We start from the raw sequence: 24,650 nt of genomic DNA on the forward strand, positions 1-24,650 counted from the left end.
GAATGACCCCCACTGCCCGCGAAAATCCTGGACTGATCCGTTCCTGGCTGGCCTTTACACGCCCGAAAACCTGGTTAATAGCTGTCTCCCCGGTGATTGCTTCTCTGGCGCTTGCCTGGAGTGAAACCAAGACCTTTGCACCTCTTACAGCACTCTTCACTATTTCCATTGCTATCCTGATGCAAGCCATTTCCAACATGGAAAATGACCTGGGATATGCGGAAAGAAACGCCGAAAGAGGAAACCGCAGAGGCCTCCCGAGAGCAACCACCATGGGATGGATCAGCCTCTCGACAGCCCGTATTGCGATCAGAATCGGGGCGCTTTTAGCGCTCATCAATACTGCCGTGCTCATCTGGATCGGCGGATGGATTTTCCTTTTGATCGGCCTGGCTTCGCTCATCGCAGCTTATTCATACATGGGCGGCCCGAAGCCCATTGCCTACACGCCTTTCGGCGAGCTTGTCGTCCTGGTATTTTTCGGCCTGACCGCCGTATGCGGCACCTATTTCCTTCAGACTGGCAGCATATCGATCAATGCATGCCTCCTTGGCCTCGCACTCGGCAGCATTGCCTCCGGCGTTCTTGCAGTCAACAATTTCCGCGACTATGAACACGATGCCAGTATTGGGCGCAATACCCTGGCTGTCGTCATCGGCAAGCCTGGTTTCCTGAAGTTATTTCACTGCCTGATGCTTGTGCCTTATGCCGCCCTTGTCATCATGGGTGTAAACAGCCCCTCTCATTGGCCGATTCTTATCGCCTTGGCAACCCTTCCTCTGGCCGTTTCCATTGCAAAAAATCTTGCTCAGAAAGAACACGAGGCACTAAATGCCGTTATGTTTGGCTGCGTAAAGCTCGAAGGCATCTTCTCCTTGCTCTTTGCGACAGGATGCATCCTGGCTGTTTTTGTCGGGAAGCTTTAAGAAAAAACGGGCTTTATCAATCAATTGAGATTGCAAAAGCCCGCTTTTTATGCGTGAAGACTGCTCGGTGCAGCAGCCTTAATCTTCCTTGGGCTGATTCTGCTCAACAGTCTTCATGCGCAGTTCAATTTCCTCGCGCGTAGCAATCGTAAAGCAGGTAATGACCTTCTGAACGCCGGAAATCTTTGCCGCTGTCTGCGCAGCAATCTGAGCCTCATCTCCCGTCACGAGCCCCATCAGGTAGATGATGCCTCTTTCGGCCACAACCTTCATTTGGTTCAGAGAAATCTTGCTGTTTCCGACAATAGAAGTCCGAACCCGGGTTGCGAGGAGCGAATCAGAAAGACGCGTCGAGAGCGATGAGGGCTCCATAACCGCAAGCTCATTGACTACGCCACGAACATCCGGACTTGCAGTGGCTATCTGTTCAACAGCCTTTCTATTCCCCAGAGAGTTAATTTCTCCCGAGAGCAAAACGCGTCCATCATAGGCGGTCACCGTCACATGATGCGGCTGACTCTTCCCAAGAGCCTGTTCTATTTCATAGGACACGCGCTTTTCCACAACTTCATCGCTCACGATGGAACCGGCAGTTCTACGGTCCGTTACAACCGATGCCGTTGTTGCGGCCGCCCCGCCAACAATCAGTGGGGCGGCTATGCACCCGGAAAGCATTACGACACCGACCGACAAGCTAAGAGCAAGGGAAGCCTTTCTGAATGAGATTCGCTGCATGTGCACCATCAACCGTAAAAAGAGATGAACCGAAAGCCGAAAGCGTTTTAGAAGTTTAGCGAGGCAGTTCGAGATCGCGCACAGGTAAAGAAGTCCTGAGGGCTTCCGCTTCGTAAACATTTGCAGTCTGGAGAATCGGCTGAATTTTCTGCCAGCTTCCAGAGAGCAGTTCCCGTGAAATGAGAACTTTATGCGAGAGATATCGGATCCTGTCCTCCTTCAGCCACTGTCTAAGCACCCCCCGTATTTGCTCAGGCGAGGTATTAATAACGGAAGATGCCACCTGTAGAGAAGGAATGACGCTGAGCGCTACCCATTCAACAACGCCTTCCCGAAGAAGATCCTGAAAATCCTGATTCGCGGAAATTGAGTTTGCTACAAGAAAAATCGCAAGGCGTTCTTCTACCGTGGCAGAGTGCGTCACCAACAGGCCGAGGCGATCAGATACGGCGCAGATAGAGGAGTAGTGTGAAAGTTCTCGCTGCCACGATGGATTCTGGTCACAAATGCGCAGCAACAGATCCGCATTGGCAACCACAACTTCCGTGGTAGTCATACACCAATGCCGTCGCTGCATTCTGTCCTGTAAAAAAAGCGTTTCATAACTGCCGCAGAACGCACCAGGACCAGAAAGCGAAATCAACAGAGGATCCTTATGAAAAGGATCGAGGAGAGCCTTCGCAACCACACCGCGTTCAACCAGCATCAGCTTCTGGAAAAAGCCCGGCGACTCATAAATGCGCTCTCCTCGCATGAAGACTGTTCGATGCCCAAGGTTATTGATGACTCCCCGCATAGAGCGCGAGAGCTTCGGCGCGAACCAAGGCAGAAAAGCGGAGGTTATAGACATATAAACAAAAATGTTGTCAACTATGTGAACAACTCGCGTGAACAACTTTTATGTTGATGGTGCATTTTGTGGACAACTCACGGCTAGCCCGAAATTCCCAGGAATTCATCCCCAGTCTATCCATGCTTGCCCACAATGCATTCATCCATCTATCCACAGCAAAACACGACTCTTATCTGCATGATAGCAATGAATAAAATCAAGTTATCCACAGAAAACGTTTTACCTACTACTAACGACTGCTTATTAAATATAAAGATTTAATTGAATAAGGGAATTGAGGAAAGTTTCCAAGGAGATTCATTCTAGCCTGTGGATTGTCTGTGGATACTGTATGAGTTATTGGTGAATTTCCTGTTGGTATCATTACGTTACTTGTTGAAATTTATGGTTTTCTATTGCTCATTGTGGATGCCGAACGGAACAAGTACGCTGGGTATCTGAGCCTGCATTTTTTCGAGATTCCTAGCCTGATCATCAAAGAAGATATGGGGACGAATAGCCTCCAGGATGCTGCCTTTATCAAGACCGTCAAGCAGGAAGAGTTCTGCCGCGCTCATGCCGAAGCTTTTTAAGGTTGTGATCAATCGTTCTTCACTTGGTGCGCCTCTGGAGGTGACAATGGAGATGCGGATGGCAGGTTTAAAGTAAGGGTCCTTGATGCCCCGGGTCTGATAATCGAGGCGCTGGAAAGCTGAAAGCCGGGCAAACAAGTCTCTCAGGGGGCCAGGAGCATGCGGGGTTTCCGCTTTTTCCATTTCGTTCTTATGGAACGCGGAGAGGCCTTCCTTTTGATAGCAACGCTCGGATTCATCGTCAGCAAGAACGCCGTCGAAATCAAAAGCAATCCTTAGCGTCGGATCATGTCGCCATCGTCATCTGCCATAGGGTTCGGCAACACCAAGCCGCCCGGAAGTCCCGCTTCAATCGCTCGGGAAACATTGGCTGCGTTGGCGGATAGGAACAGCGAGACCTTAAATGCTGAGATGTAGGGAAAGGTGGATTGTCCGGAAGTGAAGGCGCCGGCATGAATCGGGAGTTGGTAATGTCGACAGGAATTGAAGAAGCGTCTGGCCGTTTCCGGCGAATTGCGCGATAACGCAACTACGCGAAATGGTTCCAGGTTGGGAAAGAGCTTATTCAGGCCTAAGAACCGTTTGACGAAGGGAAAGGCTACGCCTGGCTTCAAAGGCTCGTCCTTCATTCTGACCTGATAGTCCCGAAAGGCTTCATACCCTTGGGTTTCAAAAAGCTGATGTTCTTTTTCTAGGTCGAAAAGGGCTCTGGAAGAGACAGCAACGACTAACTGTTCAGTTTGGGCAGTCATCTAGGAATTCTTGGAAGAAAAAGGCGCCCGGAAGAGATTTCCGGACGCCTGGAACTAGGGCATCAGGTATCGATATTCCCGAATAGTGCATTACTCTCAATGAAGGCTCTGCGCGGCTCTACGATGTCGCCCATGAGCATTGAGAAGATTGCATCGGCATTGGCAGCATCTTCAATGCGTACTCTGAGCATTCGGCGTACTTTCGGATCCATTGTGGTATCCCGCAACTGCTCCGGAGTCATCTCACCCAACCCTTTGTATCGCTGACGGATAAGGCCTTTTTCAGCCTGACGCATCAGCCAGCTGACCACTTCAGCAAAATTCTTGACGGGAGATTCATCTTTGTCTCGCTTTACGCGAGCGCCTTCGCCAATTACGCCCTGGAGCATGCGGGAGCTTTCGCGAAGCTTCTGATAGTCAGCCGACAGGATGAACTCCGGCAGAACGGTTGTGGTTTTCGCATTGCCGTGCTTCATGCGGTGGACCTTGAGGACGTGCTTCTCCTCCTCTTCGTTCCATTGCGCTTCAACCTTAACGTTGGGGTCGCGCATTTCCCTTTCCAGGCGTTTGGCGCTTTCCTCAGCATCAAAGGAATTTTCAAGCGAGAGTTCAGTGCCGGCCGCAATGGCGAGAAGCACGCCGGTATCAAGGACGTTGCCCAGGCGGGAAATGACGGCGTGGGCCTGGAGATATTCGGCCACGAGAGACTCAAGTGCGCTTCCCCGTATCGGAGAGTTGTTTTTTACAGCTTCTTCATTGGGATAAAGCTCAGCACCCTTGAGAGCAAGATCTGTCAGATAGGCGCTCATTTCCGCCTCATCCTTGAGGAAGCGCCCCTTATCCTTGCTGTTCTTCTGGACTTTATAGAGCGGCGGCTGTGCAATATACACATACCCGTTTTCAAGGAGTTCGGGCATCTGACGGTAGAACAGCGTAAGAAGCAGCGTGCGGATATGCGCGCCATCCACGTCCGCATCGGTCATGATGATGATGCGGTGATAGCGTAATTTTGAAATATCGAAGTTCTTACCGATGTTGGTGCCGAGGGCAAGCGTCAGCATGCGGATCTGTTCGGAATCAAGGAGCTTATCCTGAGCTGCCTTTTCAACATTGAGCACTTTGCCGCGCAGCGGAAGAATGGCTTGATTCTGGGAGTTTCGCCCTTGTTTGGCAGACCCGCCGGCGGAATCGCCCTCTACGAGAAAAAGTTCGGAGTAAGCAGGATTCTTTTCGCGACAGTCAGCAAGTTTCCCGGGCAGACCGCCGCCCACACCGGTTTTCCGAGTGAGGTCGCGTGCTTTGCGAGCGGCTTCGCGTGCGCGGGCAGCCGTTATGATCTTCTCGCAGATGATCTTGGCATCAGTCGGATTCTGTTCGAGATAAAGCTCCAGTTCACGGCCGACGATATCTTCTACCGCAGGACGGACTTCGCTCGAAACAAGTTTGTCCTTTGTCTGGGAACTAAATTTAGGCTGAGGAACTTTTACAGACAGCACGCAGGTGAGGCCTTCGCGCATGTCATCGCCCTCCGGATCGACCTTAGCCTTCTTGGCAAGCTCATTCTTGGCGATATAGTTCTTCAGCACGCGCGTCATTGCTGCACGCAGTCCCGTCACATGCGTGCCGCCGTCGCGCTGCGGAATGTTGTTCGTATAGGCAGTGAGGCTTTCGTTATAGCTGTCCTGCCACTGCATCGCGATTTCCACTTCCACGGGCGTTCCGCTGGAAAGCACCGTTCCCTTGGCGTGAAAAATCTTGGGATGAAGCACCGTCCGGGACTGGTTCTTATATTCAACATAAGCCACCAAACCCTTGTCGGTCTTCAGGTGTGCTTCATGCGAGGTGCGCAGGTCTTTGAGCGTAATGCTCACCCCTGAATTCAGGAATGAGAGTTCGCGCAGGCGCGAGAGCAGCGTGTCGTAGCTGAACTGCGTGACCTTTTCAAAGATCGTTAAATCAGGAAGGAAGTGAACTTCAGTACCGCGACGATTCGTAGGCCCGAGAAGCTTCATAGGAGAAACGTTTTCGAGCTTGCCGGTAAGGGGATCGGGGAGTTGCTCCACAATCCTGTTCTGCACTAAGCCCTTGCGGAATTCAAGGAACCTTGCCTCTCCGTCGCGGCGCACAGTAAGGCGAAGCCAAGATGAAAGCGCATTGACGCAGGAAACGCCCACACCATGGAGGCCGCCAGAGATCTTGTAGCCGTTATTGTCGAATTTGCCGCCGGCATGGAGTTCCGTAAGCGCAATTTCTGCAGCGCTGCGCTTAGGATCGTGCTTATCGTCCCATTTGATTGCAGAGGGAATGCCGCGGCCATCGTCTACGACCGAAACAGAATTGTCGGTATGAATCGTGACTTCAATGTGCGTCGCGAATCCGGCAAGCGCCTCATCAATGGAGTTGTCGACAACTTCATAGACGAGATGGTGCAGGCCAGAACCGTCGGCCGTATCGCCGATATACATTCCAGGGCGCTTCCTGACGGCCTCTAATCCTTCAAGAATCTGAATGCTTGATTCGTTATAGGCGCTGGGATTCTGATCCGGATGTATTTCATCCAGATTCTGGACCTGAGGCAGCGCTTCAGGCGCTTCAATCATGTGATTTTCCGCTTCGGACATGAAATCTTTAATCCTTGGCTTCGCCCTGGCAAACAGAATGAATGGGGCGAATTGATGTTAGGTGCAAGTCGAAAAGGCCTTGGCGAGGCGCATTTCCTGACCGAATGCGCCTCTATTGCAAAAGCATTGCTTAAATTCTCATCGGCATGATGAGATAGCGGAAGCTGGAAGATTCCGGCATCGTGACCAGGACGCTCTTCGGCGTGGGCGCGAAATGGAAGTCCACTTCGGAATTCTTCAGGTTTGTGAGAAGTTCAATCATGTAGAGCAGATTGAAGCCGATATCGAGTTCTCCCCATGTCCAAGGAGCATGAATTGTTTGACTGGCTTCTTCCTGTTCGGCGTTATTGCCCTGGATGAGCAGCTCCCCTTCCTTGAACAGCCAGCGCATGCCGTGGAATTTTTCATTGGTGAGAATCTGCACCCGCCGAAGCGCCAGAAGAAGTTCTTCCCGATTAAGGCGAACGCACTGCGGATTTGTATCTTCTGTCGGCATAACGCGTTGATAATCAGGGAATTTTCCTTCAATCAACTTAGAGATGAATTCAACATTGTCGAACTTGAAGCAGATCTGCGTGTCGCCAAGATTGACAACAACCGGTGAATCGTCTTCCGGGAGAATGCGCATCAGTTCGCGCACAGTCTTCCGTGGAACAATTGCCTCGACCTTTTCATCCTGCATCATGCCGTCCACTACCGCTTCGCAATAGGCGAGACGATGCGTGTCCGTTGCGACAGCGCGGAGTTTTGAGCCCTGAGCAACGAGCAGAACCCCCATCAGATAGTAACGAATGTCCTTTGCGGCCATGGCAAAGGAGGTCATCGTCAGAAGGTAGCGAAGGGTTTTAGCGGGTAATGTAAACGAGCTTACAGGTGTCTGGGTCTTAATGACCGGAAAGTCCTCCGGCGGAAGCGTCTGAACGGTGAAGCTGCCTCCGGAAACAGAAAAGGCGGCCAGGCCGTCCTCACCGACGTCAATTTCGACAACATCAAGCGGGCGGAGTGCCGCAAGAATTTCAGATGTTTTCTGTGCGGAAACCGTGAAGGTGCCTTCCGCTCCCGCGACGCCAACAGGCGCAGAGGTACGGATCTGAATATCAAGGTCCGTTGTTGAGAATGTGACGGACTCGTCCCTTTGCTCGATCAGAATGTTGCTGATCACGGGCAGGGACTGATTGCGTTCAACAATGCCCGATACCGTTTTGACGGGTTTGAACAGGTTCTCAACAGGACTGGCAATAAGCTTCATGATCGGACTGAAAATTCGTGATTTATCGATGTTGATTGGATGGCAGGTCGCGATTTAACCGCGGATCATTTGCTCAAGCACATGAATCTCATGATTGAGTTCAGCATTGCTCTGCCGTTCCTGAGTGATTTTACGAACCGCATGCATAACGGTTGTGTGATCCCGGCCGCCAAAATTTTCACCAATTTCAGGAAGGCTATGCTGGGTCAGTTCCTTCGTGAGATACATGGCGATTTGTCTCGGTAATGCAATGTAGGCGGGGCGACGCTTTGAATGCATGTCTGCGACTTTGATCTTGTAGTAGTCAGCAACCGTTTTCTGAATATTTTCAATGGTGATCAGGCTATTGACGACCTGGAACTGATCTCTCAGCACGCGCTTCGCAATATCAATGGTAATTTCGCGCGATGCAGACGGCTGAAACTGCTGATAAGCGACGACCTGCTGAAGGGCGCCTTCGAGTTCGCGAACATTGGATTTAAGGCGCTTGGCAATAAAGGCAGCTACTTCATCAGGAAGATTGACGCCCATGGCCTTCGCCTTATTGAGCAGAATGGCTGTGCGCATCTCGAATTCAGGAGGTTCAATAGCGACGGACAGCCCCTGGGAAAGGCGGGAAATCAAGCGAGGCTCGATATCCTTAAGTCCGCGCGTATAAGTATCTGAAGTAATAACCAGCTGCTTGTTGTGAGGAACAAGCGCTTCAAACGCGCGGAAAAATTGCCCCTGAGAGCCTTTGGCGCCGGAGAGCGACTGAACATCGTCGATGAGGAGCAGGTCGAGGTTGCGATAGCGCTCATCGAATTTTTCCAGGCTTGCATGGGTCTTATTGGCAGACTCCCTGACAGCAGCCGTGTACTCATTAATGAAATCCTGAGCAGAAACGCAACGGACTTTTGCCTTGGGATGCAGATCAAGGTAACGATGTCCAATCGCCTGCATCAGATGTGTTTTGCCCAGGCCCACCCCACCGTAAATGTAGAGCGGGTTGTACTGAGTGCCGGTGGTTGTGGCAACGTGCTCTGCCGCGGCAACGGCAAGCTGATTGGCATTGCCGTTGACATAGTTTTCAAACGTCAGCCCCGGAAGGAGACCGGTTTCCTCTCTTCTGCGCACGTCGGACTCTGACGTGCCGACAGAGGACTTCTGAACTTCAGCAGCCTCTTTCTGAGCGGCAATGAGAGAGACGGTCACAGGCCGATCGTCATTGACGTGGGTGGCGATCCGCTGGATATTCTTGAGGTACGTATCTCTAAGAAAGCGAACTTTGGAAGCCGGAGCTTCGAGCGTCAGCACTCCATTATCCGGATCCCAGGCAACGGGATTGATTACTTTGAACCACGTGTCATAGATTTTTGGTGCGCTCTGAACAAACTCTCTCAGGTTGTCCAGACACTTTTGCCAAAAGACTTGCATAGGCCGAATAAAGAGCTAAACGTTGAAGGACAAGATGGAATCAGATTTCGATCTTGCTGTTGCCTGACAGGCAGGGATCGTTCATTTTACCAAGTTTTCTTTAGGGAATGGCGTTTTCTTTGTGGATAACTCATTAATTAATTGAAATATAACTAAAAAAGTTATCCACAGAAGATTTGAAAGACTATGAATATTTAAATTATCCACAAAATGATGTGAATAGGGATTCTCTGAAGCTCTAGTCAATTTAAGAGATTAAACACTTACATTTCGGTGATGTACACAAGAGAATGTTGTTGTTTGGAAAGAAACATCTATATATAGTATTCTCGTGTATCACCTTACTACTGAAAGCGTTTTTCACTTCTTCTGCGCAGAACCAGTCTCCGGGTGAAAATGCAATTTTCCACAGTCCGAGGTTTGACAAGACCACGCAGATTGTTGTGTAATAGCGAGCTTTTCTAGGCTTCCTCCAGTCCCGCCCTGTATCCAGGGTCGTCGGAGACCAAGAGGAATGCGTCAGAGCAGCACTCAGTCTGCTTTGGATTCTTCATCCGCTGAGTAGAGACAATTCAGTCTCTACAAGCTTCTCCCTCGAGACAAAGGAAACAACATCATGGCTACCAAGCGTACCTATCAGCCCTCCAAGACCAAGCGTGCCCGCACTCACGGCTTCCTCGTTCGCAGCCGTACGAAGGGCGGTCGCCGCGTTCTGGCTCGTCGTCGCGCCAAGGGCCGTCACGTTCTCGCCCTCTAATAGCGGTTGCCCTAACACGGCTGGATGCTTGCCGTGACCGGAAGCCCGGCGGAGAACTACGGATTTCCCCGAAGCAGTCGCCTCATTAAAAGCTCTGACTTCGGTGTGATATTGAGGACGCGGAATGCGCAGTCGTTCCGCGTCCATTCTGCGTATTTCACTGCTGGATGCCTTGAGAATTCAGAACCGCATCGCGTTCGTGTAGGCATTACGGTCGGAAAGCGCAATGCGCCGCTTTCTGTTGACAGGGCGATCGTTAAGCGTACATTGAGGGAAGCTGCAAGACTGCGGCTTCCTGAACTCAGAGAAGTGCTGGCCTCTAGAAATCTTGGGCTGGATATTTCTTTGAGGCTTAAAACCGAGCTTTGTTCTCTCGGTGCATCCTCACGCAGCAGTCTGAAGGAAAAGCTTCGTGCCGATGCAGCAGTCCTTCTTGAGGAGGTTGTGCGCCGAGCGGATCAACGCCGCAAAGCTCAGTCCGCAAAAGAAGGAAAAAAATGAATTTCCTGAAGCGGCTGATGATCGGACTCATTCGACTCTACCAGCTGACTTTGTCGCCATGGGTGGGGCGCGAATGCCGCTATCTGCCTACCTGCTCGCAGTATGCTATTGAAGCTTTGGAGCGTCATGGCGCCCTGAAAGGCGGGTGGATGATCGTAATGAGGCTTCTGCGATGCCATCCATTGGGCGGCAGAGGGTATGATCCGGTCCCGAATACCTTTCGCTGGCGATGCTGGTGCAGGGACTGCAAGGACATTCATGAAGAAGGAGCGAACTCGAGCGGGCGATCCTTCTTTAATCTTTAAATTACCCCTAACTCAATCCAAGAGAGCTTTATGGGAAGAGAAGTTCAGCGTGCCCTTTTGTGGGTGATCCTTTTCGGATCGCTTTTCATGCTATGGGACAATTATCAAGTCTATAAGGGCGGTAAGTCTTTCTTTGCTGCTCCTGAAGAGACTGTTGAAGCCTCGCAGAGTGCGGGGGCAGCGGATATTCCTGCTCCGGCTCAGGATGCAAGGGCTGTTGAAGTTCAGGCCGCGGCGACTCCGGTTAAGGAACCGGTGGTCGTTACTACGGATCGAATGAAGGTCACTTTTGATCTTCAGGGCGCCCGTGTAATTGGTACGGAGATGCTTCTCTTCCCGCAGCAAGCAGACTGGACTGAAGTCGGTCTTGCCGGCATGATTCTCGGCCGCAAGCCTGCTGATGATCTTGGCAACGTCAAGCTTCTTAATGTTCAGGGCGCGCATACCTACATGGCTCAGAGCGGGCTTGTGGGCGGCGATTATCCGACGCATGCCGATGAATTCAAGCTGGTGAGCAAGTCGCTTTCCATGGATGGTTCCGACAAGCTTGATGTGGTCTTTGAAGCAGACAAAGGCGGAGTTAAGGTAACAAAGACCTACTCCTTCAAGCGCGGCTATTACGGCATGGATGTCTCCACGACCGTTACGAACCAGACTGAAAAGGCTGTTTCGCCTCAGATTTACTATCAGATCACGCGCGACTCGAGTAAGCCTGCTGGCGAAAGCTCGATGTATTCGACGTTTACTGGACCGGCTTTCTACACCAGTGAAGAGAACTTCCAGAAGCTCGATTTTTCTGATATTCACGATAAGGATGCATCCTTCGTAGAGAAGACCGATAACGGCTGGCTGGCGATGGTGCAGCATCATTTTGTGAGTGCCTGGATTCCGTCGCAGGGAGAATCCCGTCAGAATTACGCCCGTGAAGTCTCTAAGGATCTCTACGCTATCGGCACCCTGGTCTCCATGAAGGAAATTGCTCCTGGAGCCTCTGTGACGGATCGCGCAACTTTCTACTCCGGTCCTCAGGAACAGGCTCGACTCGAGCAGCTTGCTCCCGGGCTTGAACTGGTTGTTGACTACGGCTGGCTTACTTTCCTCGCGAAGCCGATCTACTGGCTGCTGGACTTCCTCTATGGGATCGTCGGCAATTGGGGCTGGGCAATTGTGCTTCTCACCTGCATTGTGAAGGCTGTGCTCTATCCGATTTCGGCGGCCGGCTATCGATCGATGGCCCGCATGAAGGAAGTGACGCCCCGCATGAAGGCGCTTCAGGAAAAATATAAGGACGACAAGCAGCGCCTCAACCAGGCGATGATGGAACTCTATCGCACTGAGAAGATCAATCCGATTGGCGGATGTCTCCCGATCATGCTGCAGATTCCTGTGTTTCTCGCTCTCTACTGGGTTCTTCAGGGCTCAGTGGAGCTGCGCGGGGCACCGTGGATTTTCTGGGTGCATGACCTTGCGATGCCTGATCCTTGGTTTGTGTTGCCTCTCCTGATGGCAATCACCATGTTCCTGCAGATCTTCCTCAATCCGAAGCCTACTGATCCGACGCAGGCAAAAGTGATGTACATCATGCCGGTCGTTTTCTCGGTGATGTTCTTCATCTTCGCTGCAGGTTTGGTTCTCTACTGGCTTACGAACAATATCCTTTCTATTGCTCAGCAGTGGTGGATCAACAAGACGATCGCCGAAGAACGCGCGAAGCGGCTGGCAAAACAAAAATAAGTAGCCGCGACTTGGCACTCCTGAGGTGCCAAGTTCGTTGACAAGTCGGCCGGGCGAGAAGCTCTTTCAAAGAAAGAGCCGCCCGGCCTTCATTTATTTACGAAGGCTTTTTTTCGAATTCAGAGACGAGGCTGCCAAGAGAAGCGGCCAGAGCCAAACAGAGGCAAACCAGAGGAAAATTCTTCTGACTGAAAGCCGGCTCTCCTCCGTCTTCCAGGTTTTGGCAAAAACGGCGATTGCACCGCAGACTACCCACAGCATGAATCCGCAGTAGATCAAAGATCTGGTTTCATAGCTGTCCCCAAAAAAACGGGCCGTATAGGCTGCTGCCGGGACGGAGAGAATGACTGCAGTGCAGACGCCGGCAAGCGCAGAGCCGAAAAATTGTCCGCGCCTGGAGGAACGAGGATCCTGAAGCGACATGAGGTTAGCTGCCTTGTTGAGGTTGAATCGCGCTCTGCATTCTAAAAAAAGAAGAGATGTGCCATATGCAGCTCAATGACAAAACTCCCATCGTCGCTATCGCGACGGCTGCCGGACGCGGCGCAATCGGCGTCGTGCGTCTTTCCGTGCCTGCCCATCATGCGGATGTAGTGCTCAGTACGCTTTTCCCCGGCGTTTTGCTTGAGCCAAGGCATGCGCATCTCCTAGATGTAACGGATGCTAAAGGAGCTTTGCTTGATCGGGCTATAGTCCTTTATTTCCCGGCTCCGGCAAGTTATACCGGGGAAACTGTATTGGAAATTCAGGCTCACGGCGGGCCAATGCTTCTCAGGCTGATTCTGCGGTCTGTTCTTGAAAAGCTTGCCTTTATCGGCATTCGGATTGCAGAGCCTGGCGAATTCACCAAACGAGCCTTTCTTAACGGACGCATCGATCTCGCACAGGCTGAAGCCGTGAGCGGTTTGATTGATGCAGTGAGCGAGGCGTCGGCGCAGGCTGCTGCCCGCTCCCTTTCCGGCGACTTCTCCAGACGCATTCATGACGTTGGAAATCTTTTGGATGAAGCACGGGCGCTTACGGAAGCGCAGCTCGATTTCCCGGAAGAGGAACTCGATGACCTGATGGCGGATGAAATTATTCAAAGAATGGCAACTGCAGCAAGCCGCATAGATGAACTTCTGAAGACTGCACGGAAAGGTGCTGTGCTTGCAGAGGGGCTCACTGTTGCTCTTGTCGGCGCGCCAAATGTTGGTAAATCGAGTCTGCTCAATGCGCTGGCCGGAGAGGAAATTGCCATTGTGACGGATATTGCCGGGACTACGCGGGACAGGATCGAGCACTGGACGGCATTTAACGGCGTACCGCTTCGCATCGTGGACACGGCAGGTCTGCGAAATACAACCGATGTGGTTGAATCGAAAGGCATTGAGCGCTCGCTGCAGGCCCTTAAGGAAGCTGATATTGTCCTGGCGCTGTCGGATGCTTCGGGGCGCGTGGCGGACGATGGCGACGCATTAAAACGCGTCGAAGAGACGGTCCGTTTCGGAACTCCGGTTCTCCATATTGCCAATAAGTGCGATCTGGCTTCGGAAAGCGTTCTCAACGAACTGCATTCAAAGGGCGCCATTGCAATTTCAGCTAAAACAGGCGCGGGACTCGAGGAATTGAAATCAAGAGTTCTCGACCTTTCCGATATGGCGGGAGGCACCGAAGAGGTGTTTCTTGCACGAGAGCGTCATCTCGAATGTTTGCGCTGCGCAGGCCTTCACATCCGCAAAGCCCTGGAGATTGCCGACAGCGGCTTCGGTATGATGGAGCTCCTTGCCGAAGAGCTGCGCCTTGCTGGTCGGTCCCTTGGAGAAATCCTTGGGGAGACGGATGCGGAAGGACTCCTCGACATCATTTTCAGCCGATTCTGCATCGGCAAGTGAGTCAAAGACTCTGGATTTGAAAGCTATGGAATACCCAGAAAGCTACGAGGTCATCGTTGTCGGTTGCGGACATGCGGGTGCTGAAGCTGCGCTTGCTGCTGCGCGCATGGGACGAAAGACTCTTCTTATTACGCATAATCTCGACACTGTCGGGCAGCTTTCCTGCAATCCATCGATCGGTGGCATCGGCAAGGGACATCTCGTTAAAGAACTTGATGCCCTGGGCGGAGCCATGGCTCAGGTGACAGATGCCGCAGGCATTCAGTTCCGTATTCTGAATAGCTCTAAAGGTGCGGCTGTACACGCAACGCGCGCGCAGATTGACCGTCAGCTTTATCGGCGGGAGATGCGCAGGCGCATTGAGGCGCAGCAAAACCTTACCGTATTCCAGATGGCGGCTGATGATCTGATCGTCGAAAACGGTGAAGCTCGCGGCGTAGTCACGCAGACAGGCATACGATTTCACTCTCGGTCTGTAGTTATTTGCTCCGGCACTTTCCTTAATGGTCTGGTGCATATCGGACTGGAGCATTATCAGGCGGGACGCATGGGAGATCCTGCGAGCGTCAGGCTTGCCGAGCGCTTAAAGGAACTCGGTATGCCTCAGGGGCGTCTGAAAACAGGAACTCCCGCTCGAATCGATGGCCGTTCAATTGATTTCAGCCGCTGCGAGGAGCAGTGGGGTGATTTGGATCCTGTTCCGGATTTTTCGCTGATTCGACCGGCAAATGCGCACCCGAGGCAGATGCCCTGCTGGATCACGCGCACGACAAAGGAGATGCATGAACTCATCCTGGCCAACCTCGATCGTTCGCCGATGTACGCCGGAGTGATCCAGGGGGTTGGCCCTCGTTACTGCCCTTCGATTGAGGACAAAGTCAAGCGTTTTGCTTCGAAGGATAGCCATCAGGTGTTCCTTGAGCCTGAAGGGCTTGACGTTCAGGAGTTCTATCCAAACGGCATTTCTACGAGTCTCCCATTTGACGTGCAGTACCGCATGGTCAGGATGATGCCGGGACTGGAGAATGCACATCTCATTCGCCCGGGCTATGCCATTGAATACGATTACTACGATCCGCGCGGTCTTAAGCGCACGTTGGAAACGAAGGCAATGCCGGGCCTCTTTTTTGCCGGGCAGATTAACGGGACAACGGGCTATGAAGAGGCAGCTGCACAGGGAATTCTGGCTGGCCTAAACGCTGCTCTCTACGCAAGAGGAGATGAAGGCTGGACGCCCCGCCGCGATGAAGCCTACCTTGGCGTTATGGTGGATGATCTGACGACAAAGGGCGTTACGGAGCCCTACCGCATGTTTACAAGTCGTGCGGAATATCGGCTTTCTTTGCGAGAGGACAATGCCGATACCCGTCTCACGCCGATTGGTCGTCGTCTTGGCCTGGTGGACGATGCGCGCTGGGAGTACTTCAATCGAAAAATCGAGCGTGTGCAGAAAGCCTTGGAAAGGCTCAAGGATACCTGGGTGAATCCCAAGATCATTGCCGCAGCGGAGGCTGAGCGCGTTCTAGGGACCTCGATTGAACGGGAATATCCTCTCAGAAGCTTGCTTGCGAGACCGAATGTCCGGATGTCTGACTTGGCGACACTTCGTCGTACGGACGGCACTCTGGCTGCGGATTTCTCTGAACTCAATGAGGTCGAAAAGGCTCAGGTTGAGGTTGAAGTGAAGTACGCTGGATACGTTGAGCGGCAGAAGGATGAAATCGAAAAAGCGCTCGCCAATGAAACGCTGGCAATTCCGGATGCTATGGACTATGACGCGGTGACAGGACTTTCTTTTGAAGTTCGACAGAAGCTCAAAGCGTCAAGACCGGAAACGCTTGGTCAGGCATCCCGTGTCTCTGGAGTGACGCCCGCAGCAGTGGCGCTTCTGCTTGTTCACCTAAAGCGCCGCTATTACTATCAGCGGGATAAGGGCTCAGTACCGGTTGATCGGCCGGCGGCTGGAAATTAAAGTGTTTCTTCGGAATGCTTCTCTAATGAATTCAATTGCAATTGATAGTTCCCAGCTGCGTGCCGGACTGGAGGCTGAAGGCCTGCCTGTCGATGAAAACATAATTCATTCATTCTTAGGCTATGCAGAACTTCTCCTGAAGTGGAATCGCGTTTACAACCTGACGGCGATACGCAGACCAGAAGAGGTGCTTACGCACCATTTGCTCGATTCAGCTGCGTTGGTGCCATGGCTGAGGCGTGTGGTTCCGAATGCTAAAAATATTCTCGATGTTGGCTGCGGAGGCGGGCTGCCATCGGTGCCGGTAGCTATCCTTCGTCCGGATCTGGAAGTTACAGGCGTTGATGCTGTAGGGAAGAAAGTGGCGTTCGTAAATCAGGCTGCGATTGAGCTGGGCCTCAGAAATTTGCGAGCACGGCACTCTCGGGTAGAAAAACTCCAGGGCAAATGGGACATGATTACGAGCCGGGCTTTTGCATCGCTCACCGACTTTGTTACGCTGACTCGCCCTCTCCTTTCTCCAGGGGGGCGTTGGCTGGCTATGAAAGGTGCAAAAACAGAAGAGGAGATTTCTGCACTTCCTCAAGGCATAACTGTTGAAATGCTTGAGCCGATTCATGTTCCTGGTCTTGAAGAAACTCGGCATCTGATAGTGCTGTCTCAGTCCTGATAGGGATGAAAAAGAATGGATTTCCTTCCTGCTACATTATTGAGCGCCTTCATCTATACATTCACGACGCTCGTTCCGGTGATCAATCCGTTCAGTGGCGCGATGTTTTTTGTGACGCTGTCGAGTCACCTTTCTGACTCTGATCGGGCTTATGTTGCTGGACGTATTGCCATTTTTTCCTTTGTTATCCTTGTAGTATGCCTTTTTGCGGGGCATCTGATTCTTGGATTTTTCGGCATTTCCGTCGGTGTTCTGCGCTGTGCCGGCGGGTTGGTGCTGTTTGCTGCAGGCTGGAATGCATTGAATGCTCCATCTCATGATGAAGGCTCTAAGGAGCCGCCTCTGGCGCTGCCTCGTTCTCGCCTGAAGGCAATGGCGTTCTATCCGTTTACACTGCCGCTCACAACGGGACCCGGGGCAATCGCTGTGACGGTGGCTCTAGGTACCACACTCCCTTATACCGCCAGTAATTTAGGGGGAACGATTCTTGCGATTTTTGCTACCGTCCTCGTGATCTGGATCTGCTTCCGATACAGCGATCGCGTCAGTCGATCGGTCGGCGCTGCAGGCGCAGATGCCCTTGCGAGAATTTTTGCCTTTATTTTGATTTGCCTCGGCGTGTCAATTTTCTGGCAGGGCTTCTCCGAGCTTTGGCTCCAGCTCGGTCAGCAATAAGCCGGAACGGGACGTCATAGCCTTGTTCTATAAAATAGGGTCTGTTTTTTAACCTCTTTGTGATTTTCCGCGGCCAGAGTCCAGATAAAGACCGACCGCGGGATTTTTATTTCTCATGGCTCAAGTTTTCTGCATTGCCAATCAGAAGGGCGGCGTGGGCAAAACCACAACAACTGTCAATCTTGCGGCTGCTCTGGCGCTCCGGGATCGTCGGGTGCTGCTTGTCGACCTCGATCCTCAGGGTAATGGCACGATGGGTTGTGGGATCGATAAGCGGGAAATTGAATGTTCTGTTTACCAGCTTCTTCTGGGGCTGAAGTCGTTTGATGATGTTGTGCGACGCAGCGAAACAGGCGGCTTTGATGTCCTTCCGGCTAATCGTGAGCTTTCGGGCGCTGAAATCGAGCTTATCAGCATCAGGGAACGAGATCAGAGGCTGAAGAAGACGCTTGGACCGGTCATGGATCGCTATGACTATATCCTGATCGATTGTCCGCCCAGCCTTTCCATGCTCACGCTTAATGCACTCTGCTTCGCCAACGGCGTTATCGTGCCGATGCAGTGCGAATACTTTGCGCTCGAAGGGCTCACGGATCTCGTTGCCTCCATTCGCAGGGTTCATAACGAAAAGAATCCCGGGTTGCGGATCATCTCCATTCTGCGCGTTATGTTCGACCCCAGAATTACGCTCCAGCAACAGGTAAGTGAGCAGCTCAAGAAGCATTTTGGGGATAAGGTCTTCAATACGATTATTCCCCGCAATGTTCGGCTCGCGGAAGCGCCAAGCTATGGCAAGCCAGGGGTGGTCTACGATCGGTCGAGCCGAGGCGCCATGGCGTATAAAGCATTTGCCGACGAGATCATCTCCCGCATGGAAGCGAAAAAGACAAACGGGTGAATGCTGTGAAAAAGAAAGAAAAAGGACTTGGACGCGGTCTGGATGCCCTTTTCATGGGGGAAGTAGGTCCGGATGCACTGGATGATGCTGTAAACGAACGTCGATTGCTGGAGGTTGAGACCGCTCATATTCATCCGGGGCGCTATCAGCCGCGTACGCGCATGGACGAAGCGTCTATCAGTGAATTGGCTGACTCAATTCGAGAACAGGGGCTTCTCAGCCCTATTCTTGTTCGTGCACTTAACGACGGAGAATATGAGGTTCTTGCCGGTGAGCGTCGTCTGCGAGCAGCAAAGCTGGCTGGGCTTGAAAAGGTTCCGGTTCTTCTACAGAACGTTGATGATGAGCATGCACTAGTCATCGGGCTGATTGAGAACATCCAACGTGAAAACCTGAATCCGATTGAAGAGGCTCAGGGCCTTCAGCGGCTCATCAGCGAGTTTTCCTTCACGCATGAGGATGCCGCTAAGGCAATTGGTCGTTCCCGGCCTGCCACAAGCAACCTTCTTCGTCTGTTGTCACTCACAGATGAAGTGAAAGACATGGTCATGCAGGGCGAGCTGGAGATGGGGCATGCCCGTGCCCTACTCGCTCTCTCCGGGGCAGATCAGATCACAACTGCCAAAACTGTGGTTGCCCGTTGCCTCTCTGTGCGCCAGACGGAAGATCTTGTCCGGCGTTTGCTTGAGGGCCCTCAGCCTCAGAAAAAAGTCGTGATCAAGACGCGCGATAACGAACGTTTGGAAGAGGCGCTGGCGGAAACGCTGGGCGCCGTTGTGAAGCTCACGGCAAATACAAAAGGCAAGGGAAAAATTGTGATTGAATTCTCCAACTTGGATCAGCTCCAGGGAATTGTGGATCACATTCGAAAATAAATTTCTTGTCTTTACACGTCCTTTTATGGTGCAATCTATCTCTGAAGTGTTACTTTCTATAGTGCTTTCGTAGATTGTTGCGAGATGCTTCAAGAAGTAAACTTCCACCGACTCAAATTCAAGCTTGTAGTGCGTAAGAATGTTCGGCTGTTCTGATATGATGCGCGTCGTTCTTGCGCAGTACGTTGTTGCTGTGCTGGCAGCCCTTATGGGGGCGCTATTTTTCAATGTCGACGCTGGATTGTCTGCTCTGCTCGGGGGGCTCTCTTATGCGTTTATGTCGACTCTGCTCATGCTCTTTTTGATCATGGGCAGAAAAATGAAAATCAGCGTTGGTGCCGGCGTTATGGCAATGCTGCTTGGCGAATTTGTAAAAATTTTAAGCGTTATAGTGTTGTTGCTCGTTGTAGCTCAGCAATATGACGCGTTGAACTGGCCCGCTTTCCTCATCTCATTGATAGCGGTGGTGAACAGCTACTTTGTGTTGCTGTTCAAGAAAAACTAAGGATAGGTCCTCATGGCAGTCGAGAGCCCTAGCGCTACTGAGTACATTCAGCATCACATGGCGCATCTGCAGTCAATGCATCAGAACGTGATCGTTGACTTCTCGGTCATCAATTACGACACGATCTTCTTTTCGCTTGCTGCGCTCCTGGTTGTGTTCTTCCTGCTTCGCATGGGGGCCAAAAAGGCTACCTCCGGCGTTCCGGGGAAGATGCAGTGTGCAGTAGAGATGCTGGTCGAAATGGTGGATAACCAGGCCAAGAATATTGTTCATGGCGACCGCACTTATATTGCGCCGCTCGCTCTGACGGTGTTCTGCTGGGTTGCCATGATGAACTGCATCGACCTTATTCCGGTCGATCTGTTCCCGTGGATCGCCGGCTTCCTTGGTCTTGATCACCTTCGCCCGCTTCCGACGGCAGACCTTAACGGTACGCTCGGTCTGTCTTTCGGCGTTCTGCTTCTTCTTTTCTATTACGGCATCAAGGTCAAGAGCTTCTCCGGCTTTATCGTTGAACTCTTTACTGCTCCGTTCGGCAAGTTCCCGCTGCTCTGGCCGGTGAACTTCCTGATGAACCTCATTGAGTACTGCGCGAAGTTCGTTTCGCTCGGTATGCGACTCTTCGGCAATATGTATGCCGGTGAGCTCGTGTTCTTCCTGATTGCGCTCCTGGGCGGCTTCATGCTTGATTTTGCTCTCCCGGGCGCTGCAGCTGCTGGACTTGGACAAGTCATCGCCGGCCTGGTCTGGTGGCTCTTCCATGTGCTGATTGTTCTGTTGCAGGCGTTTATTTTCATGATGCTGACGCTGGTCTATATCGGGCAAGCTCACAGCAGCCACTAACAGACAATTTTTTTCTTCAACTTTGTCAACTCCCTTTTTTATAGATCTAGGAGTCTTTCAAAAATGACCAACGTCGCTTTAGTCGCTATCGCCTGCGGTATCATCATCGGCCTCGGCGCTCTCGGTGCTTGCCTTGGCATCGCTCTGATGGGTGCGAAGTACCTCGAAGCTTCTGCTCGCCAGCCCGAGCTCATGGAGCCGCTCCAGACGAAGATGTTCCTTCTCGCCGGCCTGATCGACGCGGCCTTCCTGATCGGCGTCGGTATCGCCATGATGTTCGCCTTCGCCAACCCCTTCGTCGGCTAATACTCAGCCGTACGACCAACGTCTTTCTTTTCAATGACGCTGTCCGCGGCGCCGCCCAAAGACATGCGCGGCGCTGCTGACTTAACGGGGTTCAACAATGAACATTAATGCCTCTCTGTTTGTACAGATGGTCGTGTTCTTCCTTGGTGCTTGGGTCACCATGAAGTACATCTGGCCACCGCTGATTCACGCGATTGAAGAGCGGCAGAAGAAGATTGCTGACGGCTTGGCCGCAGCCAACAAGGGCGAGAAGGCTCTTGCTGTGGCTACCGAGCAGGGCAAGGCCATTGAAGCGGCCGCTCGCGCCCGTGCTTCCACCATCGTTGCCGATGGCGAAAAGCGTGCGCTTGCGATCGTTGAGGATGCCAAGGCTCAGGCTACGGTTGAAGCCGACCGCATCATCGAGTCCGCTAAAGCTGAAGCTGCCACGCAGGTTCAGCGCGCTCGCGATCAGCTCCGCGATCAGGTGGCTGCGCTTGCTGTCCAGGGTGCTGAACAGATTCTTGCTCGCGAAGTCGACAAGAACGTTCATGCTCAACTGCTTGATCAACTGAAGGCGAAGCTCTAACTATGGCGGAACTTTCTACGATAGCGCGCCCTTACGCTGAAGGCCTCATGGAGGCCCTCCAGGAGCGTAAAGCCAGCGCAGAAGAAATGACTCGGGTACTTGACGCCGTTGCGCAGCTTGCGCAGGTGGCTCGTGATCCTCAGGTCAATCAGCTCGCGGGTGATCCCGGACTTACGGAAGATCAGCTTTATGGTGTGCTTGACGGCATGCTTGACGCCGATCAGCCGGCAGAAGTCAAGAATCTGCTTCGCGTCGTGGTTCAGAACGGGCGCATCGATGCGCTGCCTGAAATCGCGCGGCAATTCCGCATCCTGAAGAACCGTTCCGAAGGCGTCGCTGACGCCTACATCGAGACGGCCTTCCCGCTCACCGATGATGAGCTGAAGGAACTGCTGGAAGCGCTAGCGAAGAAGTTCCCGGGAGTGAAGCTTCACCCGGTCGTCTCGGTCGAGAAGGAATTGATCGGCGGCGTGCGCGTGCACGTTGGCGACAAGCTCCTCGACGCCTCGATCCGCGCGCGTCTCAGTCAGATGAAGACGGCGCTTACCGCATAAAATTCGGAGCTGTAAGATGCAACTCAATCCCAGTGAAATCAGTGAACTGCTGAAGAAGCGTATCGAAGGCCTCGGCGTTTCCGCTGATCTTCGCACACAGGGCACCGTGGTCTCGCTGTCCGACGGCATTGCTCGTATTCACGGCCTGAGCGACGTGATGCAGGGCGAAATGCTGGAGTTCCCGGGTGAGGTTTATGGCCTCGCTCTGAACCTCGAACGCGATTCCGTCGGCGCCGTTATTCTCGGTGACTACGAAGGTATTTCCGAAGGCGACACGGTGAAGACCACCGGCCGCATTCTTTCGGTTCCGGTCGGCCGCGAGCTGATCGGCCGCGTTGTCAACGCGCTCGGCCAGCCTATCGACGGCAAGGGTCCGATTGAAGCCAAGGAATTTGACGTTATCGAAAAGGTCGCCCCTGGCGTCATCGATCGTCAGTCCGTTTCTCAGCCGGTGCAGACCGGCCTGAAGTCCATCGACTCGATGGTGCCGATCGGCCGCGGTCAGCGTGAGCTGATCATTGGCGACCGTCAGACGGGTAAGACCGCTGTCGCCATTGACACGATCATTAACCAGAAGGGTAAGGACCTGATCTGCGTTTACGTCGCTATCGGTCAGAAGGCCTCTACCATCGCCAATGTCGTCGCCAAGCTCGAAGAGAATGGCGCTATGGACTACACCATCGTTGTTGCCGCTACGGCTTCCGAGTCTGCTGCCATGCAGTACATCGCTCCGTACGCCGGCGCCACGATGGGCGAATACTTCCGCGACCGCGGCGAAGACTCCCTGATCGTTTATGACGACTTGACCAAGCAGGCTTGGGCATATCGTCAGATCTCCCTGCTGCTGCGTCGTCCGCCTGGACGTGAAGCCTATCCTGGCGACGTCTTCTACCTGCACAGCCGTCTGCTTGAACGTGCTGCCCGCGTGAATCCCACGTATGTGGAACGCTTCACCAAGGGTGCCGTCAAGGGCAAGACCGGTTCGATGACCGCTCTGCCGATCATTGAAACGCAGGCAGGCGACGTCACCGCGTTCGTTCCGACCAACGTGATTTCGATTACCGACGGCCAGATCTTCCTTGAAACCGACCTCTTCAACGCTGGTATTCGTCCTGCTATCAACCCGGGCATTTCGGTGTCCCGCGTGGGCGGTGCGGCTCAGACCAAGGTCATCAAGAAGCTCGGCGGCGGTGTTCGTCTCGCCCTTGCTCAGTACCGCGCTCTCGCGGCCTTCGCTCAGTTCGCTTCTGACCTGGACGAAGTTACCCGCAAGCAGCTCGAACGCGGCCGCATGGTTACCGAACTCATGAAGCAGCCCCAGTATCAGCCGCTTCAGGTTTGGGAAGAAGCTCTCGTTTTGTACGCCGTCAACAACGGCTACTACGACGATGTCAACGTTGGTGATGCCATGAAGGTTGAGCGTGCTATGCGCGAATACCTCAAGACTCACTACGCTGATCTCGTTGACTCGATCGAAACCAATAAGGCTCTCTCCAAGGAAGATGAAGAGCGCCTGAAGGGTGCTATCGCCGAGTTCAAGAAGAACGGCGCTGTCTAACGTCTAATCGAGGACCCAATTCCATGCCCAGTACAAAGGAAATTCGCGGCAAGATCAAGAGCGTGCAGAACACGCGCAAGATCACCAAAGCGATGGAGATGGTTGCGGCCTCGAAAATGCGCAAGGCGCAGGATCGGATGCACGCTGCCCGCCCGTACGGCGACAAGATTCGAGTAATCTGCTCGCATCTCGCGCGCGCGAACGTGACGGACTATCGTCATCCGTTCCTGAATCAGAATGAAGGCGCCAAGAAGGTGGGCATTATTCTTGTGTCCACCGACAAGGGCCTTGCCGGTGCTCTCAATACGAACATTCAGCGTGTGCTCCTGCAGCGCATGCGTGAATGGTCGGCTGAGGGCATTCAGGTTGAAGCTTCCGCCCTTGGCAACAAGGGCCTTGGCTTCCTTCAGCGCTTGGGAGTGCCCGTGCTGAGCCAGGCGGTTCAGCTCGGTGACCGCCCGTCGATTGACCGTCTGATTGGAGCCATTGCTGTTCAGATTGAAGCGTATAAGGAAGGGAAGGTCGATAAGGTCTATCTCTGCTACAGCCGCTTTGTGAACGCGATGAAGCAGATCCCGGTCGTTGAGCAGCTTCTGCCCCTTTCGGACGAACAGCTTTCGGCCGAGGAGCCTCAGCGCAAATTCTCGTGGGATTACATCTACGAGCCTGACGCCCAAACCGTTCTCGACGAGCTGCTCCGCCGCTACGTCGAGGCTTTGATTTACCAGGCAGTTGCAGAAAATATGGCCTCTGAGCAAAGCGCCCGTATGGTCGCCATGAAGGCCGCTTCCGATAATGCGAAGAAGCTTATCGACGATCTGCAGCTCGTCTACAACAAGACTCGCCAGGCCGGCATTACGAAGGAAATCACCGAAATCGTCGGTGGTGCCGCCGCCGTGTCTTCTTAATCGAATTTAAAAAATCGATAACT

25 protein-coding genes are annotated in these 24,650 nt (G+C 52.8%); 18 read left to right on the forward strand and 7 right to left on the reverse strand.

Features of this window, described 5'->3' with window-relative positions:
- The first annotated feature begins 2 nt into the window (after positions 1–2).
- Complete coding sequence (gene menA / locus Q0106_RS01370) at positions 3–926, forward strand: 1,4-dihydroxy-2-naphthoate octaprenyltransferase (protein ID WP_297607884.1); 924 nt, start codon at positions 3–5, stop codon at positions 924–926.
- A 78-nt stretch (positions 927–1,004) separates the two neighbouring features.
- Here menA and Q0106_RS01375 read toward each other — a convergent pair whose 3' ends face one another.
- The 7 genes from Q0106_RS01375 to dnaA form a co-directional block, all read right to left on the reverse strand.
- A complete protein-coding gene (locus Q0106_RS01375; RefSeq protein WP_297607887.1) occupies positions 1,005–1,781 on the reverse strand; it encodes a BON domain-containing protein in 777 nt (258 codons plus the stop codon).
- Positions 1,717–2,457 carry a hypothetical protein gene (locus tag Q0106_RS01380; RefSeq protein WP_297607890.1) on the reverse strand — a complete coding sequence of 247 codons (741 nt, stop codon included), beginning with the start codon at positions 2,455–2,457 and terminating at the stop codon, positions 1,717–1,719. The genes Q0106_RS01375 and Q0106_RS01380 overlap by 65 nt, the downstream gene beginning before the upstream one ends.
- Positions 2,458–2,906: 449 nt before the next feature.
- Entirely contained in the window at positions 2,907–3,359 is a 453-nt protein-coding gene (locus Q0106_RS11845; protein WP_366139459.1) for a 5'-nucleotidase, read from the reverse strand.
- A gap of 2 nt (positions 3,360–3,361) precedes the next feature.
- The gene (locus Q0106_RS11850; RefSeq protein WP_366139456.1) at positions 3,362–3,838 is read right to left on the reverse strand and encodes a 5'-nucleotidase; all 477 of its coding nucleotides are present in this window, start codon (positions 3,836–3,838) and stop codon (positions 3,362–3,364) included.
- Positions 3,839–3,900: 62 nt separating this feature from the next.
- Positions 3,901–6,459: a DNA gyrase subunit B gene (locus Q0106_RS01390; RefSeq protein WP_297607893.1), complete on the reverse strand. Its 2,559-nt coding sequence runs from the start codon at positions 6,457–6,459 to the stop codon at positions 3,901–3,903.
- Positions 6,460–6,589: 130 nt separating this feature from the next.
- Positions 6,590–7,708: a DNA polymerase III subunit beta gene (dnaN, locus tag Q0106_RS01395; RefSeq protein ID WP_297607895.1), complete on the reverse strand. Its 1,119-nt coding sequence runs from the start codon at positions 7,706–7,708 to the stop codon at positions 6,590–6,592.
- 54 nt (positions 7,709–7,762) lie between these two features.
- Positions 7,763–9,124 (reverse strand): chromosomal replication initiator protein DnaA, encoded by a 1,362-nt coding sequence (gene dnaA, locus Q0106_RS01400; protein ID WP_297607898.1) that lies wholly within the window; start codon positions 9,122–9,124, stop codon positions 7,763–7,765.
- A gap of 616 nt (positions 9,125–9,740) precedes the next feature.
- Between dnaA and rpmH the strand changes: the two genes are divergently transcribed.
- From rpmH to atpG, 17 genes are all read left to right on the forward strand, one after another.
- Positions 9,741–9,881, forward strand: a complete 141-nt coding sequence (gene rpmH / locus Q0106_RS01405; protein WP_005429158.1) for a 50S ribosomal protein L34 — start codon at positions 9,741–9,743, stop codon at positions 9,879–9,881.
- Between the two features lie 24 nt (positions 9,882–9,905).
- A complete protein-coding gene (locus Q0106_RS01410) occupies positions 9,906–10,382 on the forward strand; it encodes a ribonuclease P protein component (RefSeq protein ID WP_297607900.1) in 477 nt (158 codons plus the stop codon).
- Between the two features lie 17 nt (positions 10,383–10,399).
- A complete protein-coding gene (gene yidD / locus Q0106_RS01415) occupies positions 10,400–10,687 on the forward strand; it encodes a membrane protein insertion efficiency factor YidD (protein WP_297608059.1) in 288 nt (95 codons plus the stop codon).
- Between the two features lie 30 nt (positions 10,688–10,717).
- Positions 10,718–12,421, forward strand: coding sequence for a membrane protein insertase YidC (gene yidC / locus Q0106_RS01420; protein ID WP_152157210.1), 1,704 nt, complete (start codon positions 10,718–10,720; stop codon positions 12,419–12,421).
- A gap of 488 nt (positions 12,422–12,909) precedes the next feature.
- Entirely contained in the window at positions 12,910–14,295 is a 1,386-nt protein-coding gene (gene mnmE, locus Q0106_RS01425; protein WP_297607902.1) for a tRNA uridine-5-carboxymethylaminomethyl(34) synthesis GTPase MnmE, read from the forward strand.
- A gap of 25 nt (positions 14,296–14,320) precedes the next feature.
- Entirely contained in the window at positions 14,321–16,267 is a 1,947-nt protein-coding gene (gene mnmG / locus Q0106_RS01430; RefSeq protein ID WP_297607904.1) for a tRNA uridine-5-carboxymethylaminomethyl(34) synthesis enzyme MnmG, read from the forward strand.
- Between the two features lie 25 nt (positions 16,268–16,292).
- Positions 16,293–16,937 (forward strand): 16S rRNA (guanine(527)-N(7))-methyltransferase RsmG, encoded by a 645-nt coding sequence (rsmG, locus tag Q0106_RS01435; RefSeq protein ID WP_297607907.1) that lies wholly within the window; start codon positions 16,293–16,295, stop codon positions 16,935–16,937.
- 15 nt (positions 16,938–16,952) lie between these two features.
- Positions 16,953–17,612: a MarC family protein gene (locus Q0106_RS01440; RefSeq protein ID WP_139688331.1), complete on the forward strand. Its 660-nt coding sequence runs from the start codon at positions 16,953–16,955 to the stop codon at positions 17,610–17,612.
- Between the two features lie 115 nt (positions 17,613–17,727).
- Positions 17,728–18,510 (forward strand): ParA family protein, encoded by a 783-nt coding sequence (locus Q0106_RS01445; RefSeq protein ID WP_152157204.1) that lies wholly within the window; start codon positions 17,728–17,730, stop codon positions 18,508–18,510.
- A gap of 5 nt (positions 18,511–18,515) precedes the next feature.
- Positions 18,516–19,385 carry a ParB/RepB/Spo0J family partition protein gene (locus Q0106_RS01450; protein ID WP_297607911.1) on the forward strand — a complete coding sequence of 290 codons (870 nt, stop codon included), beginning with the start codon at positions 18,516–18,518 and terminating at the stop codon, positions 19,383–19,385.
- A 157-nt stretch (positions 19,386–19,542) separates the two neighbouring features.
- Entirely contained in the window at positions 19,543–19,890 is a 348-nt protein-coding gene (locus Q0106_RS01455; RefSeq protein ID WP_297607914.1) for an ATP synthase subunit I, read from the forward strand.
- A gap of 12 nt (positions 19,891–19,902) precedes the next feature.
- Positions 19,903–20,733: a F0F1 ATP synthase subunit A gene (atpB, locus tag Q0106_RS01460; RefSeq protein ID WP_139688335.1), complete on the forward strand. Its 831-nt coding sequence runs from the start codon at positions 19,903–19,905 to the stop codon at positions 20,731–20,733.
- A 63-nt stretch (positions 20,734–20,796) separates the two neighbouring features.
- Positions 20,797–21,039, forward strand: coding sequence for a F0F1 ATP synthase subunit C (gene atpE / locus Q0106_RS01465; RefSeq protein ID WP_139688336.1), 243 nt, complete (start codon positions 20,797–20,799; stop codon positions 21,037–21,039).
- Between the two features lie 97 nt (positions 21,040–21,136).
- Positions 21,137–21,607, forward strand: a complete 471-nt coding sequence (locus Q0106_RS01470) for a F0F1 ATP synthase subunit B (RefSeq protein ID WP_139688337.1) — start codon at positions 21,137–21,139, stop codon at positions 21,605–21,607.
- Positions 21,608–21,609: 2 nt separating this feature from the next.
- Positions 21,610–22,161: a F0F1 ATP synthase subunit delta gene (locus Q0106_RS01475; RefSeq protein WP_152158951.1), complete on the forward strand. Its 552-nt coding sequence runs from the start codon at positions 21,610–21,612 to the stop codon at positions 22,159–22,161.
- 16 nt (positions 22,162–22,177) lie between these two features.
- The gene (gene atpA / locus Q0106_RS01480) at positions 22,178–23,719 is read left to right on the forward strand and encodes a F0F1 ATP synthase subunit alpha (RefSeq protein WP_139688339.1); all 1,542 of its coding nucleotides are present in this window, start codon (positions 22,178–22,180) and stop codon (positions 23,717–23,719) included.
- Positions 23,720–23,742: 23 nt separating this feature from the next.
- Complete coding sequence (gene atpG / locus Q0106_RS01485; RefSeq protein WP_139688340.1) at positions 23,743–24,627, forward strand: F0F1 ATP synthase subunit gamma; 885 nt, start codon at positions 23,743–23,745, stop codon at positions 24,625–24,627.
- The last annotated feature ends 23 nt before the right edge of the window (positions 24,628–24,650 follow it).

Source organism: uncultured Sutterella sp. (assembly GCF_937923675.1).
Classification (GTDB): Bacteria; Pseudomonadota; Gammaproteobacteria; order Burkholderiales; family Burkholderiaceae_F; genus Sutterella.